This is a genomic window from Bacillus rugosus, from assembly GCF_023238245.1.
In the GTDB taxonomy this organism is placed as follows: Bacteria; Bacillota; Bacilli; order Bacillales; family Bacillaceae; genus Bacillus; species Bacillus rugosus.
The window spans coordinates 1,616,593-1,635,456 of record NZ_CP096590.1; the positions used below are offsets into that span (position 1 = coordinate 1,616,593).

18 protein-coding genes and 1 riboswitch are annotated in these 18,864 nt (G+C 43.3%); all 18 genes read left to right on the forward strand.

The window, feature by feature from the left end; genetic code table 11:
• Positions 1-75 precede the first annotated feature (75 nt).
• Positions 76-867 carry a cell division protein DivIB gene (gene divIB, locus M0696_RS08300; RefSeq protein WP_222142784.1) on the forward strand — a complete coding sequence of 264 codons (792 nt, stop codon included), beginning with the start codon at positions 76-78 and terminating at the stop codon, positions 865-867.
• Positions 864-1,559: a DUF881 domain-containing protein gene (locus tag M0696_RS08305; protein ID WP_166853162.1), complete on the forward strand. Its 696-nt coding sequence runs from the start codon at positions 864-866 to the stop codon at positions 1,557-1,559. Before divIB ends, M0696_RS08305 begins: the two co-directional genes overlap by 4 nt.
• A 22-nt stretch (positions 1,560-1,581) precedes the next feature.
• A complete protein-coding gene (locus tag M0696_RS08310; RefSeq protein ID WP_248602684.1) occupies positions 1,582-2,289 on the forward strand; it encodes a DUF881 domain-containing protein in 708 nt (235 codons plus the stop codon).
• A gap of 17 nt (positions 2,290-2,306) precedes the next feature.
• Entirely contained in the window at positions 2,307-2,672 is a 366-nt protein-coding gene (locus tag M0696_RS08315) for a small basic family protein (protein ID WP_003238683.1), read from the forward strand.
• A 174-nt stretch (positions 2,673-2,846) separates the two neighbouring features.
• Positions 2,847-4,169: a cell division protein FtsA gene (ftsA, locus tag M0696_RS08320; RefSeq protein ID WP_222142786.1), complete on the forward strand. Its 1,323-nt coding sequence runs from the start codon at positions 2,847-2,849 to the stop codon at positions 4,167-4,169.
• A 35-nt stretch (positions 4,170-4,204) separates the two neighbouring features.
• Positions 4,205-5,359: a cell division protein FtsZ gene (ftsZ, locus tag M0696_RS08325; RefSeq protein WP_222142787.1), complete on the forward strand. Its 1,155-nt coding sequence runs from the start codon at positions 4,205-4,207 to the stop codon at positions 5,357-5,359.
• A gap of 301 nt (positions 5,360-5,660) precedes the next feature.
• On the forward strand, positions 5,661-9,962 hold the full coding sequence (locus M0696_RS08330) for a S8 family peptidase (RefSeq protein ID WP_222142788.1): 4,302 nt from the start codon (positions 5,661-5,663) through the stop codon (positions 9,960-9,962).
• A 194-nt stretch (positions 9,963-10,156) separates the two neighbouring features.
• The gene (gene spoIIGA, locus M0696_RS08335; RefSeq protein ID WP_222142941.1) at positions 10,157-11,086 is read left to right on the forward strand and encodes a sigma-E processing peptidase SpoIIGA; all 930 of its coding nucleotides are present in this window, start codon (positions 10,157-10,159) and stop codon (positions 11,084-11,086) included.
• Between the two features lie 62 nt (positions 11,087-11,148).
• Entirely contained in the window at positions 11,149-11,868 is a 720-nt protein-coding gene (sigE, locus tag M0696_RS08340) for an RNA polymerase sporulation sigma factor SigE (protein ID WP_003221446.1), read from the forward strand.
• A gap of 139 nt (positions 11,869-12,007) precedes the next feature.
• The gene (gene sigG / locus M0696_RS08345) at positions 12,008-12,790 is read left to right on the forward strand and encodes an RNA polymerase sporulation sigma factor SigG (RefSeq protein ID WP_003221449.1); all 783 of its coding nucleotides are present in this window, start codon (positions 12,008-12,010) and stop codon (positions 12,788-12,790) included.
• Between the two features lie 153 nt (positions 12,791-12,943).
• Positions 12,944-13,738 (forward strand): ABC transporter ATP-binding protein, encoded by a 795-nt coding sequence (locus M0696_RS08350; RefSeq protein WP_222142789.1) that lies wholly within the window; start codon positions 12,944-12,946, stop codon positions 13,736-13,738.
• 12 nt (positions 13,739-13,750) lie between these two features.
• Positions 13,751-13,853: riboswitch (TPP riboswitch) on the forward strand.
• A gap of 86 nt (positions 13,854-13,939) precedes the next feature.
• Entirely contained in the window at positions 13,940-15,220 is a 1,281-nt protein-coding gene (locus tag M0696_RS08355; RefSeq protein WP_222142790.1) for an acetylornithine deacetylase, read from the forward strand.
• Positions 15,221-15,302: 82 nt separating this feature from the next.
• Entirely contained in the window at positions 15,303-15,548 is a 246-nt protein-coding gene (locus tag M0696_RS08360) for a YlmC/YmxH family sporulation protein (RefSeq protein WP_003232153.1), read from the forward strand.
• 162 nt (positions 15,549-15,710) lie between these two features.
• A complete protein-coding gene (gene pgeF / locus M0696_RS08365; RefSeq protein WP_222142791.1) occupies positions 15,711-16,547 on the forward strand; it encodes a peptidoglycan editing factor PgeF in 837 nt (278 codons plus the stop codon).
• 6 nt (positions 16,548-16,553) lie between these two features.
• Positions 16,554-17,246: a YggS family pyridoxal phosphate-dependent enzyme gene (locus M0696_RS08370; RefSeq protein WP_222142792.1), complete on the forward strand. Its 693-nt coding sequence runs from the start codon at positions 16,554-16,556 to the stop codon at positions 17,244-17,246.
• Positions 17,243-17,698 carry a cell division protein SepF gene (gene sepF, locus M0696_RS08375; RefSeq protein ID WP_166853143.1) on the forward strand — a complete coding sequence of 152 codons (456 nt, stop codon included), beginning with the start codon at positions 17,243-17,245 and terminating at the stop codon, positions 17,696-17,698. The genes M0696_RS08370 and sepF overlap by 4 nt, the downstream gene beginning before the upstream one ends.
• A gap of 6 nt (positions 17,699-17,704) precedes the next feature.
• On the forward strand, positions 17,705-17,977 hold the full coding sequence (locus tag M0696_RS08380; RefSeq protein WP_003221463.1) for a YggT family protein: 273 nt from the start codon (positions 17,705-17,707) through the stop codon (positions 17,975-17,977).
• A 60-nt stretch (positions 17,978-18,037) separates the two neighbouring features.
• Entirely contained in the window at positions 18,038-18,811 is a 774-nt protein-coding gene (locus M0696_RS08385) for a YlmH family RNA-binding protein (RefSeq protein ID WP_166853141.1), read from the forward strand.
• The last annotated feature ends 53 nt before the right edge of the window (positions 18,812-18,864 follow it).

Sequence of the window (18,864 nt, forward strand, 5' to 3'; positions counted from 1 at the left end):
GCATCTATAGTATGCCGTTTGTTTTGGAATAGACAGACTTTAACAGCTGTTTCATTTGAATGAGGTGAACAGGCAATGAACCCGGGTCATGACAGAGAAAAAATCGTAAACATTGAAGAACGGATTCCTAAAATTAAAGAGCAGCGGAAACAGAAGGCAAACCGCCGTCTCATTTCATTTATTATGCTGTTTTTTATTATGGTGCTGATCATCGTGTATCTGCAGACGCCAATCAGTAAAGTATCAACAATCTCTGTTACAGGGAATGAGAATGTATCCAAAAAGGAAATTATCGAACTTTCCGATATTAACAGCGGAGATACTGAGTTTTGGAGTTTGGACAAGAAAAAAACAGAAAAAAAGATACAGCAAAATAAATTAGTAAAAAAAGCTGAGATCAGCAAATCGCTTCCTAATAAAATCAACATTGCGATCGAAGAATATAAAGCAATTGCTTATTTAGAAAAAAACGATGTGTACTACGAAGTGCTTGAAAACGGTTCAGTTCTGCCAAACGAAGTAACGCCGGATGATGCCGGACCGATTTTGGTAAATTGGACAAACGCGAAGAAACGGTCTCAAATGGCCAAGCAGCTCGATGCTTTGTCAAATTCGTTAAAACAGTCGATTTCAGAAGTTTATTATACGCCTGTAAAAATGGATGAAAACCGTATTAAATTGTATATGAACGACGGTTATGTTGTCACTGCGTCTATTAAAACCTTTGCAGACCGAATGAAAACGTATCCTTCTATCATTTCGCAGCTTAGCAGCAATAAAAAAGGAATTATTCATTTAGAAGTTGCTACCTATTTTGAAGAGTTTGGAAAAAACGATAAAGCTGCTAAAAAGGAAGAAGAAAATTGAGGGGCAAATCAGCAGTCCTTCTTTCTTTGATCATGCTTATCGCAGGCTTTTTGATTTCATTTTCTTTTCAAATGACAAAAGAAAACAACAAAAGCGCGGCTGAGACGGAAGAGTGGAAAAAAGAATATGCGCTGAGAGATGAACTCCTGAAACAGGAGAAAGAAAATAAGAAACTTGAAAAAGAATTATATCAAAAGCAAAACACAGTCCGTCAGGCAGAAAATAAACTGAAGAAAGAAAAGACGGAATACTATAACGTCCTCGAGGATACTGAAAAATACAGAATGTATATTGGGGAAGTCGGTGTGCAGGGAGATGGCGTTGAGGTGACCTTGGAAGATGCGTCGTACATACCGGAAGGGGAAAATGTGAATAGTTACATCGTTCACGAAAGCCATATCTTTCAAGTGGTAAACGAACTGTATATCTCGGGTGCGGCAGCCGTCGCCGTTAATGGCCAGCGATTGACACATGATTCCTATATCAAGTGCAACGGTCCTGTTGTAACGGTAGACGGGGTGCAGCATCCTGCCCCGTTTACGATATCCGCTATTGGAGATCCAGATGTCCTGCTGCCTTCGTTAAATATAGCAGGAGGCCTGATCGATCAGCTGTCAATGGATCATATTTCTGTTTCCGCAGAAAAAGAGAAAAACATACAAATGAAACCGATTCTGAAAACGAAGGAATGACTGAAAAAGCGGGTGAAACAGATTGAAAATAAAGCGTTCCTTCATAAGCATCAGTGTGCTTATGGTCATCTTCGGCCTCATGATAGCTGTTCAGTTTAACTCATTAAAGCACCCTCAAGTCCGAGACACAAGAGATATGTGGGATATAAGGGAAGAGCTGACAGCAGAGCAGAAGAAACAGGAAAAGCTGCTGGCTGAAATAAACAAATATGACAAACTGCTGAATAGCTATTCGCAAACGAAAGAAATGACAAAAGAAACTGCGCTCAATAATACCTTGCAAACCTTAAAAAAAACAGCCGGCATGACCGATATAACAGGTAGCGGAATTGTCATCACCATTTCCCCGCTTTTTTCTGAAAGCTTAACAGGAGAGCCGATCGGAAATCCGCCTCCGGATTTGCTGAAGAAGCTGATTAATGAACTCAACTCCTTCGGTGCAGAGCATATCTCGATTAACGGGCGAAGAGTTGTGAATCATACAGTCATAAGGGATATAAACGGCACAACGAAAATAGACGGATACGGCCTTGACGATTATCCTTTAACAGTAAAAGTGCTTGCCGAAGATCCGGACATGCTGTACAGCAGAGTGAAGGGGTCAGGACTTGAGGACCTTTTTGCATCTGAAAATTTAGCATTAAAAGCCGGTAAATCGGAAAGCAAGCTGACATTAAAAGCATATGACAGACCATTGGACGTACAACAGCTGAAACCGCTTAAAGACTGAAAAGGAGGAGAATTGTCATGTGGCTGCCCGTGCTGGGACTGGTGCTCGGAATAGCGATTGGACTGATGACAAACTTAACGATACCGAGTGAATACTCAAACTATTTATCGCTTGCGGTGCTTGCCGCACTTGATACATTAATCGGCGGAATCAGGGCGCATTTACAAGGTACATATGATGAAATGGTATTTGTTTCCGGTTTCTTTTTTAATATTATATTGGCGATAAGTTTAGCTTTTCTGGGAGTCCATCTTGGTGTAGACTTGTATTTAGCAGGTATATTCGCATTTGGAGTCAGATTATTTCAGAATATAGCCGTTATCAGAAGAAATCTACTAACAAAGTGGACTCTTTCTAAAAAAAATAAAAAAAATGTGATATAAAAGAGGATATACATAGGATATAACGAATATTTTCAATAAACATAAAATGTGAAGAGCACATAAGGAATATTCCGTTGTTATTTTTTGTTACACACTTGTAAAGCCACATTCATTGTATTGTTGTTCCGCAAATAATAGAATAGAAATGATCGAAATGTGAGGAGGTGCCATAGAATGAACAACAATGAACTTTACGTCAGTCTTGACATCGGTACGTCCAATACAAAAGTGATCGTCGGAGAAATGACAGATGATTCCCTTAATATTATCGGTGTGGGAAATGTACCGTCTGAAGGGTTGAAAAAAGGCTCAATCGTTGATATAGATGAGACCGTTCATTCTATAAGAAAAGCGTTTGACCAAGCTGAAAGAATGGTAGGTTTTCCGCTTAGAAAAGCTATTGTCGGCGTTAATGGAAATTATATCAATATTCAAGATACAAACGGTGTTGTAGCAGTTTCCAGTGAAAATAAAGAAATTCAAGTTGAAGATGTACGCCGTGTCATGGAGGCGGCACAGGTTGTTTCAATACCCCACGAACAGCTGATTGTGGACGTCATTCCTAAACAGTTTATCGTTGATGGAAGAGATGAAATCACCGATCCAAAAAAAATGTTGGGTGTGCGTTTAGAAGTAGAGGGCACCTTGATCACCGGTTCAAAAACAATCTTACATAACTTACTCCGCTGTGTTGAAAGAGCCGGTATTGAAATAACTGATATTTGTCTTCAGCCGCTGGCAGCCGGTTCTGCTGCATTATCAAAGGACGAGAAAAACCTTGGTGTGGCTCTCATTGATATAGGGGGAGGGTCAACAACCATTGCCGTATTCCAGAACGGACATCTCACTTCTACCCGTGTCATTCCTCTCGGAGGCGAAAATATCACCAAAGATATCTCCATCGGATTGAGAACGTCAACAGAAGAAGCAGAACGCGTGAAAAAGCAATTTGGACATGCCTACTATGACGAAGCCTCGGAAGATGAAGTATTTGAGGTAACCGTTATAGGCACCAATCAAAAACAAACATTTACACAGCAGGAAGTAGCGAATATCATTGAAGCAAGAGTAGAAGAAATTCTTGAAATTGTTTCAGAAGAGATTAGCAGTATGGGAATTACCGATCTGCCGGGAGGCTTCGTGCTGACAGGAGGACAAGCAGCAATGCCGGGTGTCATGTCATTGGCGCAGGATGTGCTGCAAAACAATGTCAGAGTGGCAAGCCCGAATTATATCGGTGTAAGAGATCCTCAATATATGACGGGAGTAGGCTTGATCCAATTCGCCTGCCGAAATGCAAGAATCCAAGGCAGAAAAATAGGCTTCAAGATGCCTGAAGAAGCGATACAGGAAATTGCAGTCTCATCATCAGAGGAACAAGAGCAGCATCATCACCAAAATGAGGTGCAGCAGCGGCCAAAAGGAAAACAAAAAACACAAGCCGAACATAATAAACAGAGCAAAATGAAAAAACTATTAAGCATGTTTTGGGAATAGATAGATAGTCATTCGGCAGATTAGGAGGATTTAGCATGTTGGAGTTCGAAACAAACATAGACGGCTTAGCATCAATTAAAGTAATCGGAGTAGGAGGCGGCGGTAACAACGCCGTTAACCGAATGATTGAAAATGAAGTGCAAGGAGTAGAGTACATCGCGGTAAATACGGACGCTCAAGCTCTTAACCTGTCAAAAGCAGAAGTAAAAATGCAAATCGGCGCAAAACTGACTAGAGGATTGGGAGCAGGTGCGAATCCGGAAGTCGGAAAAAAAGCCGCTGAAGAAAGCAAAGAGCAGATTGAAGAAGCGTTAAAAGGCGCTGACATGGTATTCGTGACTGCTGGTATGGGAGGCGGAACAGGAACAGGTGCCGCACCGGTTATCGCACAAATTGCGAAAGACTTAGGCGCATTAACAGTCGGAGTCGTCACAAGACCGTTTACATTCGAAGGACGCAAAAGACAACTGCAGGCTGCAGGCGGAATCTCAGCTATGAAAGAAGCGGTGGATACACTGATCGTGATCCCGAACGACCGAATCCTTGAAATTGTTGATAAAAACACGCCGATGCTTGAAGCATTCCGTGAAGCGGATAACGTACTCCGCCAAGGGGTTCAAGGTATTTCAGATTTGATTGCTACACCTGGTCTTATCAACCTTGACTTCGCTGATGTGAAAACAATCATGTCAAACAAAGGATCTGCTTTGATGGGTATCGGTATTGCGACTGGAGAAAACCGCGCGGCAGAAGCAGCGAAAAAAGCAATTTCCAGTCCGCTTCTTGAAGCGGCCATTGACGGTGCGCAAGGCGTCCTCATGAACATCACTGGGGGAACAAACCTCAGCCTATATGAAGTTCAGGAAGCAGCAGACATTGTCGCTTCTGCATCAGACCAAGACGTAAACATGATTTTCGGTTCTGTTATAAATGAAAATCTAAAAGACGAAATTGTGGTGACAGTGATTGCGACTGGTTTTATCGAACAAGAGAAGGACGTGACGAAACCTCAGCGTCCAAGCTTAAACCAAAGCATCAAAACACATAATCAAAGTGTTCCAAAGCGTGAGCCAAAACGTGAGGAGCCTCAGCAGCAGCAACAAAATACAGTAAGCCGTCATACCTCACAGCCGGCTGATGATACGCTTGACATCCCGACATTCTTAAGAAACCGTAATAAACGCGGCTAATGTAAAGGACAAAATCGTTTTCGATTTTGTCCTTTTTGTTTTTCCTCCATAACTTTTCTTCTTGTAAAGTCTTTTTCCCTATGTCTTCCTTCACATAGCAGCAAATCGGACTATTAGACCTATTCTTATTTCATGACGTTTTTATCATTTTCATATATATGGAAATTAACTGACATGAAACGACAATATCTGTAATTCAGATTGTCTACAGTTAACATACAGCAATGTTCTGACAAACCATTCATTTTTAAAAGGAGGGACGACATTTTTTTACAAAGTATTTTGAAAAAGGGGGATAAAAATGAGGAAAAGAACGAAAAACAGACTCATCAGTTCTGTTTTAAGTACGGTTGTCATCGGTTCACTGCTGTTTCCGGGTACAGCCGGGGCAAGCAGCAAAGGTGCCTCAACATCTGTGAAACAGGAGCTTCAATCTGCTGAATCCATTCAGAACAAGATCTCGAGTTCATTAAAGAAAAGCTTTAAAAAGAAAGAAAAAATGACCTTCCTGATTAAATTTAAAGATCAAGCTGACACAGAAAAAGCGGCAAAAGCGGCTGTTAAAAAAGCGAAATCGAAGAAGCTGACTGCTGCTAAGACGGAATATCAAAAGCGCTCTGCCGTTGTGTCATCTTTAAAAGTCACAGCCGATGAATCCCAAAGAGATGTCTTAACATACTTAAACAGCCAGAAAAATAAGGGAAATGCAGACCAGATTCACTCTTATTATGTGGTGAATGGGATCGCTGTCCATGCCTCAAAAGAGGTGATGGAAAAAGTGGCGCAGTTCCCTGAAGTGGAAAAAGTGCTTCCAAATGAGAAACGGCAGCTGTTTAAATCATCCTCTCCATTTAACATGAAAAAAGCGCAAAAAGCTATCAAAGCAACTGACGGTGTGGAATGGAATGTAGACCAAATCGACGCCCCGAAAGCTTGGGCACTTGGATATGACGGAACTGGTACGGTTGTCGCGTCCATTGATACCGGTGTGGAATGGAACCACCCGGCTTTAAAAGAGAAATATCGCGGATATAATCCGGAAAGTCCTGATGAGCCGGATAATGAAATGAACTGGTATGATGCCGTAGCAGGCGAAGCAAGTCCTTATGATGATTTGGCTCATGGAACCCACGTGACAGGTACGATGGTGGGATCTGAACCCGATGGGACAAATCAAATCGGTGTAGCGCCAGGCGCAAAATGGATTGCTGTTAAAGCGTTCTCCGAAGATGGCGGCACTGATGCTGACATTTTAGATGCCGGTGAATGGGTTTTAGCTCCGAAGGACGCAGAGGGCAATCCTCACCCGGAAATGGCTCCTGATGTTGTCAATAATTCATGGGGCGGGGGCTCAGGACTCGATGAATGGTACAGAGACATGGTTAATGCCTGGCGTGCGGCCGATATTTTCCCTGAGTTTTCAGCGGGGAATACGGATCTTTTTATTCCAGGCGGCCCTGGTTCTATTGCAAACCCGGCAAACTATCCCGAATCGTTTGCAACTGGAGCGACTGATATAAACAAAAAGCTTGCTGACTTTTCTCTTCAAGGACCATCTCCATATGATGAAATAAAGCCGGAAATATCTGCACCTGGCGTAAATATTCGTTCTTCTGTTCCGGGTCAGACATATGAGGACGGATGGGACGGCACATCAATGGCAGGGCCGCATGTGTCCGCTGTTGCCGCACTGCTGAAACAGGCGGATGCCTCACTTTCTGTCGATGAGATGGAAGATATATTAACCAGCACGGCTGAACCGCTGACGGATTCAACATTCCCTGATTCTCCGAATAACGGATACGGTCATGGTTTGGTGAACGCTTTTGATGCTGTATCAGCTGTTACAGATGGTTTAGGAAAAGCAGAAGGACAAGTTTCTGTAGAGGGAGATGATCAAGAGCCTCCTGTCTATCAGCATGAGAAAGTAACAGAAGCTTATGAGGGCGCGAGCCTGCCGCTTACTTTGACAGCTGAAGACAATGTAAGTGTGACATCTGTAAAACTGTCCTATAAGCTGGACCAAGGTGATTGGACAGAAGTAACGGCTAAGCGAATCAGCGGCGATCATTTGAAAGGGACCTATCAGGCAGAGATCCCAAACATAAAAGGAACTGCACTAAGCTATAAGTGGATTATTCAGGATTTTGGAGGCCATGTCGTTGAGTCTGACACATACGATGTACCAGTGAAGCCAAGCATCACAGCGGGATATAAGCAGGACTTTGAAACTGTACCCGGCGGCTGGATTGCGAGCGGAACAAATAATAGCTGGGAATGGGGCGTTCCATCGTCAGGCCCAAATACTGCAGCATCCGGAGAAAAAGTATACGGAACAAATCTGGCAGGAAACTATGCCAGCTCAGCCAACATGAATCTCGTGATGCCTCCTGTTAAAGTGCCGGATTCAGGAAACTTGTTTCTTCAATTTAAAAGCTGGCACAATTTAGAGGATGATTTTGACTACGGCTACGTTTTTGTTTTGCCTGAAGGTGAAAAGAATTGGCAGCAGGCTGGTGTCTATAATGGAAAGACATCAAGGTGGACGGACGAAGAAATTGATTTATCCGCTTATCAAGGTCAAAACATTCAAGTGATGTTTAATCTCCAATCTGATGAAAGTATTTCAAAAGAGGGCTGGTACATTGATGATGTAGTGCTTTCTGACAAATCAGCCGGAAAAACAGCCAAAAAGAATAAGCTGGGTGTCGAAAAGCCGTCTGGAAAGCAAAAGAAAAAGCCAGTAAATCCGAAAAAAGCTAAGCCATCTGCAAACATAACGGTAAAACATCAGAGTAAAGATATACAGCCTCAAGTTTTGCCGCTCAGGGCACAAGTCAGTGTGGTAGAAACAGGAAAATCAACATATTCAGATCAATCCACAGGGCAGTACACGCTTACGCACAAAGCGGGAGACTATACGCTTATGGCAGAAGCATACGGCTATCAATCGAAAACACAGAAAGTTTCTCTGCAGGCAGATCAGACGACACAAGCTAATTTTTCGTTAGAGGAAATGAAGAAGGGCACATTAAAAGGAACAGTCATCAATAAAACGACAGGAGATCCGGTAAAAGGCGCCTCCGTTTATGTTGTAGAGGATGCTGCGGTTGAACCGGCTACGACAAACGACAAAGGCGAATATTCGCTTGAGGCCTATGAGGGCGCTTATACGATTAAAGTCGCTGCACCGGGTTATTACAGCGATGAATTTTCCGTTGATTTAAAAGGTGATATGACAAAAGAAGTTGTACTGAAGCCTTTCGTCGGCTATCCGGGTGAGATTGCATATGATGACGGAACGGCGGAGAATGCCAATTCCTATTTTGCGGCCGGTAACGGATGGGCGGTCAAAATGACGCTGGCTGACGGCAAGGACAAAGGCATGCTTACAGGAGGACTGTTCAGATTCTGGGATACAGAGTTCCCTGACCCTGGCGGCACAGAGTTTAAGGTTGAGGTATACGATGCTACAGGAGAAGACGGAGCACCGGGCAAGAAAATTGCCGGACCATTTAACGCTGAAGCCCTTCGCAATGGCGAGTGGACCAAGGTAGATCTCAGTTCAAAAGGGATTATGGTCGATAAAGACTTTTATCTTGTGTATATCCAGTCGAAACCTGACCCGTATTCACCTGGACTTGCAATGGATGAAACCGGTCCGAATTCCGGCCGCAACTGGCAGTATATAGACGGAGAATGGCAGCCAGGTGACAAAGCAGACGGCAACTATATGATCCGCGCATTAGTTGATTATGAAGCTGCTGTACCTGTTATTACTTCACCGACAGACAAATCATACACAAATAAGGAGAACGTCACCGTAAAAGGAAAAGCCTCTCCTGGTACAACGGTACACATTTATAATGGCGAGAAAGAAGCAGGAGAAACGAAAGCTGCTGCGGATGGCACGTTCCAGGCGGGAATCACACTCAGCGAGGGTGAAAATAAGCTGACGGCCACTGCATCAACAGACAACGGAACTACGGATGCCTCCAGCCCGGTCACAGTCACGCTTGATCAAGACAAGCCTGAACTGACGCTGGACAATCCAAAGGATGGCGAGAAAACAAATAAAGAAACGCTGACTGTCAAAGGATCTGTATCTGATGACAATCTGAAAGAAGTCAAGGTGAATGGCAAAAAAGCAACCGTAACTGATGGTTCATACTCAGCCCGTATTCTGTTGGAGAACGGAAGCAATGAAATCAAGGTAACTGCTACAGACTTAGCAGGCAACAAGACGACGAAAAAGGCTGTCATTGATGTCAACTTTGACCAGCCTGTCATTTCCGGTTTGATTCCGGGAGAGGACAAAGTTTTAAAAGCCGGTGAATCTGTGAAAATTGCGTTCTCAAGCGCTGAAGATTTGGATGCAACGTTTGTCATTCGGCTGCCGCTGACAAATGCAAGAGCGAGTGTGCAAAACGCCACAGAGCTCCCGCTGAGAGAAATTTCTCCGGGGAGATATGAAGGCTATTGGACAGCCACTTCTTCTATTAAAGCAAACGGAGCAAAAGTAGAAGTGATTGTACGAGATGCTTATGGAAATGAAACAAGAAAAACAGCGAACGGAAAACTTTATATCAATACTGAAAATTAAGTGTAAAAAAGCTGCCTCTACAGGCAGCTTTTTTTATATATCCTCTCATTCATTTCCTCGACAAATTAAGCAGATATCCCTGAAAAATTGTATTTTCCTCTCAACATTAATTGACAGACTTTCCCACAGAGCTTGCTTTATACTTATGTAACAAGAAGGGAAACAGCGTGATGCAAGATAGAAAGGAGTCAGATGTGAAAATCTATTTAGATGTCATTTGGCTGTTAAACTTTTGTTTTGATGCACTTTTGCTTTTGCTCACGGCATTTATTTTAAAACGGCATGTGAAAAAAAGAAGACTGATAGGCGGAGCGTTCATCGGTTCCAGTATTGTCCTATTGATGTTTACACCTTTTTCGCCGATCGTTGAACATCCGGCAGGCAAGCTTGCTTTTTCAGTTGTTATTGTGATGGTGACATTTGGCTTTAAGAGATTCCGCTATTTCTTTCAAAATTTGTTTTCCTTTTATTTTGCCACTTTTTTAATGGGGGGAGGAATTATCGGGGCCCATTCCTTGCTGCAGTCAAACTCTGTTGTTCGAAACGGGGTTATGATCACCAATCAAACTGGGTTTGGAGACCCAATCAGCTGGTTGTTTATTGTTGCTGGCTTTCCAGCATTATGGTTTTTTTCTAAGAGAAGAATTGAAGATATTGAAACAAAAAACATTCAGTATGAGGAACGAGTCAGCGTACAGGCGGATTTTGGCGGGCAAACGCTTCATGTCAGAGGGCTGGTTGATTCCGGTAATCAGCTGTATGATCCGCTTACTAAAACGCCGGTCATGATTATGTACATTGATAAACTGGAACCGATATTCGGAGCAGCCGAAACGATGATCATTCGAAACACAGATCCATTGGAAGCCACCCAGCGGCTCGATGATTCGTTTCGCTTTTTGGATAAAATGAGGCTGATTCCATACAGAGGAGTAGGTCAGCAAAATCAATTTTTACTATGCGTTAAACCGGATCATGTAACGATTATAACAAAAGAAGAAATGATTTCTGCGGATAAATGCTTCATCGGCATCAGCACAACAAAGCTATCGGCAGATGGAGAGTTTGACGCAATTATTCATCCGAAAATGCTTTCGGGCAAGGCCATCAAACACGTTTCATAATGTTCGCAAATGTCCGTTACTTATCATACTCAAACGACGTGACATTTAGAAGGGAGAGGAAGATGAAAAAACTGAAATTGCGATTGACGCACCTCTGGTATAAGCTGCTGATGAAACTTGGGCTGAAAAGTGATGAAGTCTATTACATAGGCGGGAGTGAAGCCCTGCCGCCTCCATTATCTAAAGATGAGGAGCAGGTTCTATTAATGAAGCTCCCAAACGGCGATCAGGCGGCTCGCGCCATTTTGATCGAACGAAATTTGCGACTGGTCGTCTATATCGCCCGTAAATTTGAAAATACGGGAATTAATATAGAGGATTTAATCAGCATCGGCACCATCGGATTAATCAAAGCTGTGAATACGTTCAATCCAGAAAAGAAAATCAAGCTGGCGACCTATGCCTCCCGCTGTATAGAAAACGAAATCCTGATGTATTTAAGGAGAAACAACAAAATCCGTTCAGAGGTTTCCTTTGATGAGCCGCTTAATATTGATTGGGACGGCAATGAGCTTTTGCTTTCTGATGTGCTCGGCACTGACGATGACATCATCACAAAGGATATAGAAGCTAACGTAGATAAAAAGCTTTTGAAAAAAGCCCTTGAACAGCTCAATGAAAGAGAAAAACAAATCATGGAACTCCGTTTTGGTCTTGTCGGCGAAGAAGAAAAGACCCAAAAGGATGTAGCGGATATGATGGGGATTTCCCAGTCCTATATTTCTCGTCTGGAGAAACGAATCATTAAAAGATTGCGAAAGGAATTCAACAAAATGGTGTAAAAAGTTTTTTGCGGGTAATCCCTTGATTCTACAAGGATTTCCCAATTATGACTATTTTTCGGTCTGAGTGCAGTGCATATTTTTCCCACCCAAGGAGATACTTAACGTTGTACAGCAGCTCCTGTAGGGAGGGAAAAAAGTGTCGAGAAATAAAGTCGAAATCTGCGGGGTGGATACCTCCAAATTACCAGTACTCAAGAATGAAGAGATGAGAAAGCTGTTTAGACAGCTGCAGGATGAAGGCGATGATTCAGCAAGAGAAAAGCTTGTAAACGGGAACTTGCGTCTTGTCTTAAGTGTCATTCAAAGATTTAATAACAGAGGAGAGTATGTTGATGACTTATTTCAAGTCGGCTGCATCGGACTAATGAAATCCATTGATAATTTTGACCTAAGCCACAATGTTAAGTTTTCAACATACGCTGTACCTATGATTATCGGAGAGATCCGCAGGTACTTACGCGATAATAATCCGATCCGTGTGTCAAGATCACTCCGGGATATCGCTTACAAGGCACTTCAGGTCAGAGAGCGGTTAATCAGTGAGACAAGCAAGGAGCCGACTGCAGAAGACATCGCAAAAGTTCTTGAAGTACCGCATGAGGAAATTGTATTTGCGCTTGATGCCATCCAGGATCCGGTTTCTCTATTTGAACCGATCTATAACGACGGCGGAGACCCGATTTATGTGATGGACCAAATCAGTGATGAGCGCAATAAAGATTCACAATGGATTGAAGAGCTGGCTTTAAAAGAGGGCATGAGAAGACTGAATGATAGGGAAAAAATGATTTTAAGAAAGCGATTCTTCCAAGGAAAAACACAAATGGAAGTAGCCGAAGAAATCGGGATTTCCCAAGCGCAGGTGTCCAGGCTTGAAAAAGCGGCTATCAAACAAATGAATAAGAATATTCATCAATAATGAAATGGAAAGCCTTTAAAACAATTTTTGTTTTAAAGGCTTTTCTATTAATTGCGGGCGGTTTACGTTTTGGAAAAAATAAGGTATCCTAGTCCGTACAAAGTTTTATGAAAATTTAAATAATTATAAAGAGCAGTAAAGAGGAGGACCACGATGATTTTGCAGCTTGACAATGTCTCACTAAAACGGAATGGAAAATGGATACTGAGAGATATTCATTGGAAAGTAGAAGAAAAGGAAAATTGGGTGCTTTACGGACTGAATGGCGCCGGAAAGACAGCGCTGTTAAATATGCTTTGCTCATATTATTTTCCAACATCGGGCGAGATGCAGGTGCTTGGCCATGAATTTGGTAAAACGGAGCTTGGGGAGAAGCTCAGAAGGAAAATTGGCCTCGTCTCAGCGGCTCTTCAGCAAAAGTTTTATCCTGCAGATTCAGCATTTGAAATTGCTTTAAGCGGAGCTTACGCTTCGATTGGCTTATATGAAACACCAAGTGCAGAAATCAGGGAAAAAGCGATTGGCTTGTTAGAGGACTTGGGAGCAATTGAATATGCCGACCGCCGCTATGAAACCCTTTCTCAAGGAGAAAAACAAAGAGCTTTGATTGCAAGAGCGCTAATGGCCGATCCAGAGCTGCTGATATTGGACGAACCAGTCACAGGGCTGGACTTTATTGCCCGGGAAAAGCTGTTAGATACGATTACATACATTGCAAATAAAGAAAACGCGCCATCGATCCTTTATGTGACGCATCATGCGGAAGAAATTTTGCCGGTGTTTGACAAAGCCCTTTTGTTAAAAAAGGGAGAGGTCTTTAAATCGGGGGAAATAAAGGAAATGCTGACTGATCAAATACTTTCTGCTTTTTTTGATACGCCAATCCATGTATTATGGAATCATGATCGGCCGTTTTTAACAAGAGCAGAGCCGATAACGAATGCCTGACAAACACATATCGATTCATCCTAGGGGTGCTTTTCGAAGCTGAGAGAGATATTTGTCTCAACCCTTTTGACCTGATCTGGATCATGCCAGCGGAGGGAAGCGGTGAAAAATTCAGAGTACGTAGGACTCTGTTTGTTTTTATTGAGCCGTTTCATAACATATGAAACGGCTTTTTGATTTTAAGTAAAGGAGCGGATCACATTGAATCAACAAATAGACTCTCTGATAAAAAAAGTGGAAGCCCAAAAGGAGGAGCTTATTCAGCTTGCAAAAACGCTGATTTCTTATCAAACACCTGCTCCGCCTGCAAGAAATACAGACGGCATTCAATCATGGATTGCCGGATTTTTAAATGAAATGGGATTCACGATTGACAAATGGGATGTGTACCCGGGAGATCCCAATGTTGTAGGCCTGCTAAAGGGAACAGATTCAGCAGATTATCATAGCTTGATCATCAATGGTCATGTAGATGTGGCAGAGGTAAAAGAGGATGAGGATTGGGAGCATGATCCGTTTCATCCAATCGAAAAAAACGGTCTCTTAATCGGGCGAGGCGCTTCTGATATGAAAGGCGGAATGGCGTGTGTGCTGTTTGCTGTCAAATTGATTCGTGAAGCCGGCATTGAACTTCCCGGTGATTTGATTCTGCAATCGGTTATCGGGGAGGAAGTCGGAGAAGCCGGTACGCTTGAATGCTGCAAGAGGGGCTATCATGCTGATTTTGCAGTTGTTGCGGATACGAGCGATATGCATATTCAAGGCCAAGGCGGTGTCATTACAGGCTGGATCGAAATCAAAAGCAGTCAAACGTTTCATGATGGGACGAGGCGGAATATGATTCACGCAGGCGGAGGAACATTTGGAGCAAGCGCAATTGAAAAGATGGCAAAAATCATTGCAGGCCTCGGTGAACTTGAACGCCACTGGTCCATTATGAAAAGTTATCCCGGTTTTAAACCAGGCACAAATACGATTAACCCGGCTGTCATAGAAGGCGGCAGACATGCGGCTTTTATAGCGGACGAGTGCCGGCTGTGGATCACAGTCCATTTTTACCCGAATGAAACTCATGAACAAGTGGCAGCGGAAATAGAAGATTACATTAACCGACTGAGTGACAGTGATATTTGGCTTAGGGAAAACCGCCCTGTTTTCAAGTGGGGAGGCTCATCTATGATTGAAGACAGAGGAGAAATTTTTCCGGCTCTGGAAGTTGACCCTTGCCACCCAGGCGTCTCAGTGCTTACAGCTTCTCACGAGAAAGTGAAACGGGAGTGTCCGGTTGTTGACGTTTCTCAATCCGTTACAGACGGAGGCTGGCTGTATAATGCCGGCATACCAAGCGTGATTTACGGTCCTGGTGATCTGCATAATGCACACTCTGTGAACGAGGAGGTATCGATTGAGCAACTGGTAGATTATACGAAAATTATGCTCAATTTTATCATCGGCTGGTGCAGCCGTAAAAAAGAACAGTGACCATGAAAATTTCTTCTTGCTGACAAGGTTCAGCCCGCCCGTTCATATACTTGAAAAAAGGACGGAAAAAGGACGTGATGGAATGATCAGCATTTCAGAATTTCAGGTGAAGGATGTCGTCAATGTCTCAAATGGAAAAAAGCTGGGGAGCATTGGTGATATAGATATCAATGTGACCACTGGAAAAATTCAGGCGATCATACTGGGGGGGAATGGGAAAGTTCTCGGATTTTTTGGAAAAGAAGAGGAATTGGTCATTCCATGGCGAAATATAGTAAAAATCGGAGAAGATGTAATCTTGGTCCGATTAAGTGAACCGCATGCATAACCTGCTTTGTCTGCCGCGGATTGGCAAATGCCGGAAGTCTCGATTCTTCCGGCACATTTCATTTAGAAATATGCAAATCGGCGCTCAACGAATGCAGAAAGATGTGGTAAAATAAGTGGGAAATTCCGCTTTTTTAAATGTTTGTCGAAAGGTTGGATCATCATGAATATATATCACCCATTCAGTCTTACCACACCCTCGACACTCATGATACAAGACTGGACACAAACGAATCAAAACAACAGAGAAGTCATTGCCGGATTTACTACGAAAAACGGCGGTGTCAGCCAAAAGCCTTTTGAATCGTTAAATACAGGATTGCACGTTCATGACAAAGATGCAGATGTAGTTAAAAATCGTGAATATATTGCCGATATGTTTAATATTGATTTGCAGTCTTGGGTATTTGCTGATCAGACACATGATAATCGCGTTCAAAAAGTGACGCAGAGGGATAGGGGAAAAGGCGCCCGAGAGTATCATACGGCTTTAAAAGCAACGGACGGGCTCTATACAAATGAAAAGAATGTGTTTTTGGCATTATGCTTTGCTGATTGTGTGCCTCTTTACTTTTATGATCCGGTTAAATCGCTTGTCGGGGTCGCCCATGCTGGGTGGAAAGGCACTGTCAAACAGATTGGCAGAGAAATGGTGAAGCGATGGACCGAGCAGGAAGGTTCTAATCTCTCAGATATTTATGCTGTTATTGGACCATCTATCAGCGGAACATGCTATACGGTAGACGATCGTGTCATGGATGCTGTCCGGGCATTGCCGGTGTCGGGAGAACGTGCCGTAAATCAAACGGCACAGGCGCAATATCAGCTTGACCTGAAAGAGCTGAACCGCCTTATATTGATCGACAGCGGTTTGGCAAATGAACAGATTTCTGTCAGCGGTTTATGCACGGAAAGTGAGCCGTCTCTTTTCTATTCTCACCGCCGCGATCAGGGGAAAACTGGACGGATGATGTCCTTTATCGGAATGAAGGAGGCATAAAAGATCTTGCGTGTTGTTGATAATTTACGACATATAAACGAACGAATAAACGAAGCATGTAACAGATCGGGCCGAAGCTCCGATGAAGTTACGGTTATTGCAGTCACAAAATATGTATCGCCTGAAAGAGCACAAGAGGCAGTGGATGCGGGCATTACCTGCCTCGGAGAGAATCGGGATGCGGAACTGCTCCGCAAACAGGAAGTGATGAAAGGGAATCCGGAATGGCATTTTATCGGCAGTCTGCAATCAAGAAAAGCAAAAACTGTCGTCAATTCTGTTTCCTATATCCATTCCTTAGACCGGCTCTCATTAGCGAAAGAAATCGAAAAACGGGCTGAAGGTACTGTCCAATGCTTTGTGCAGGTCAATACCTCTCTTGAGCCTTCTAAACACGGCATGAAAAAAGAAGAAGTCATTCCATTCATACAGGAGCTTTCCGGTTTCGAACACATCGTTGTGGCCGGATTGATGACAATGGCTCCGCTGACTGATGATCAAGATCAGATCAGAGGCTGTTTCAGGGCGCTGAGAGAACTCCGTGATCAGGTTCAGGAGCTGAAACAGCCGAACGCTCCGTGTACTGAACTGTCGATGGGCATGTCAAATGATTTTGAAATTGCAATTGAAGAAGGGGCTACTTATATTAGAATCGGCTCATCGTTAGTCGGATATGAAACAGGGGGTGTACAGCAATGAGTATGAAAAATAAACTGAAAAACTTTTTCTCAATGGAAGATGAAGAATACGAATATGAATATATTGAGACAGAGCAAGAATCTCATGAAGAGCATGAGCAAAAAGAAAAACCTGCTTATGCCGCAAACAAACCGGCGGGCAAACAGAATGTAGTGAGCTTGCAAAGTGTTCAGAAATCCTCTAAAGTGGTGTTGAGTGAGCCGCGCGTTTATGCGGAGGCGCAGGAAATAGCCGACCATTTGAAGAACCGGCGGGCAGTTGTCGTCAATCTTCAGCGTATACAGCATGACCAGGCCAAGAGGATTGTTGACTTTTTAAGCGGAACTGTTTATGCCATCGGCGGCGATATTCAAAGAATCGGCTCGGATATTTTCCTCTGCACGCCTGACAACGTAGATGTATCAGGCACAATTTCTGAGCTCATATCTGAAGACGAACATCAGAGGTGGTAAAGCGAGATGATCCTTTATCAAGTTTTTTCGGTTTTAAGCTTATTAATCACAATATACTCATTTGCCCTGATCATATATATTTTTATGTCATGGGTGCCGAGTACAAGGGAAACGGCAGTCGGGCGTTTTTTAGCTTCGATTTGTGAACCATATCTCGAACCATTCAGAAAAATCATCCCTCCGATCGCAATGCTGGATATTTCACCGATCGTAGCCATTCTTGTGCTTCGGTTTGCGACAACCGGCTTGTGGGGGCTTTATCGCATGATTGCGTTTTAATGTGACAGTTTGATAGGGGCTTGGCAGCAGCCAAGCCTCTTTACATAGAAGGGAAAGACGATGAGCGATATATATCAGCACTTCAGAAAAGACGAGCGGGCCTTTATTGACCAGGCGCTCGAATGGAAAAGTATTGTCCAGGAGCAGTACCGGATGAAGCTGACTGACTTTTTAGATCCCAGAGAGCAGGTTATTCTCTCAGCTGTTACCGGACAGGCAGACGTCGGGCTTGCTTTTTCCGGCGGCTATGACAGAGCGGAACGAAAACGGGCGATTCTGTATCCAGAGTACATCACTCCGGAAGAATCGGATTTTGAACTGCAGGCGTTTAACGTCCGTTATGCTGAAAAGTTTGTCTCAGTAGATCACCGTTCTCTGCTTGGTGCATTAATGGGCATAGGCTTAAAGCGGCAAAAGTTTGGTGACATCGTGTTTTCTGAGACATCAGTGCAATTGATTGTCTCAGCCGATACCGCTGATTTTGTGGCTGCACAGCTTACCCAAGCAGGCAAAGCTGCGGTCAGCCTAGAGAAAATTGACTTGTCAGACCTTAACATTCCAGCAGTTGATGTCGAAATAAGAGATGACACGGTTTCTTCTTTAAGGCTTGACGCCGTCTGCGCCTCTATGAGCAGACAATCCCGCCAGAAATCACAGACGCTTGTGAAAAACGGACTCGTGAAAGTGAACTGGAAGGTAGTTGAAGATCCTTCATACATGGTGGCAGAAGGGGACATGCTGTCTATCAGAGGCTTTGGCCGATGCAGCTTAACAAAAATCGAAGGAAAAACCAAGAAAGACAAATGGAGAGTCACGTTTGAACGACAAAAATAGTCGGTTTTTCAGTTTTTTTCTCCATCTGTGCGAAATTTGTTTTATAATGTGAA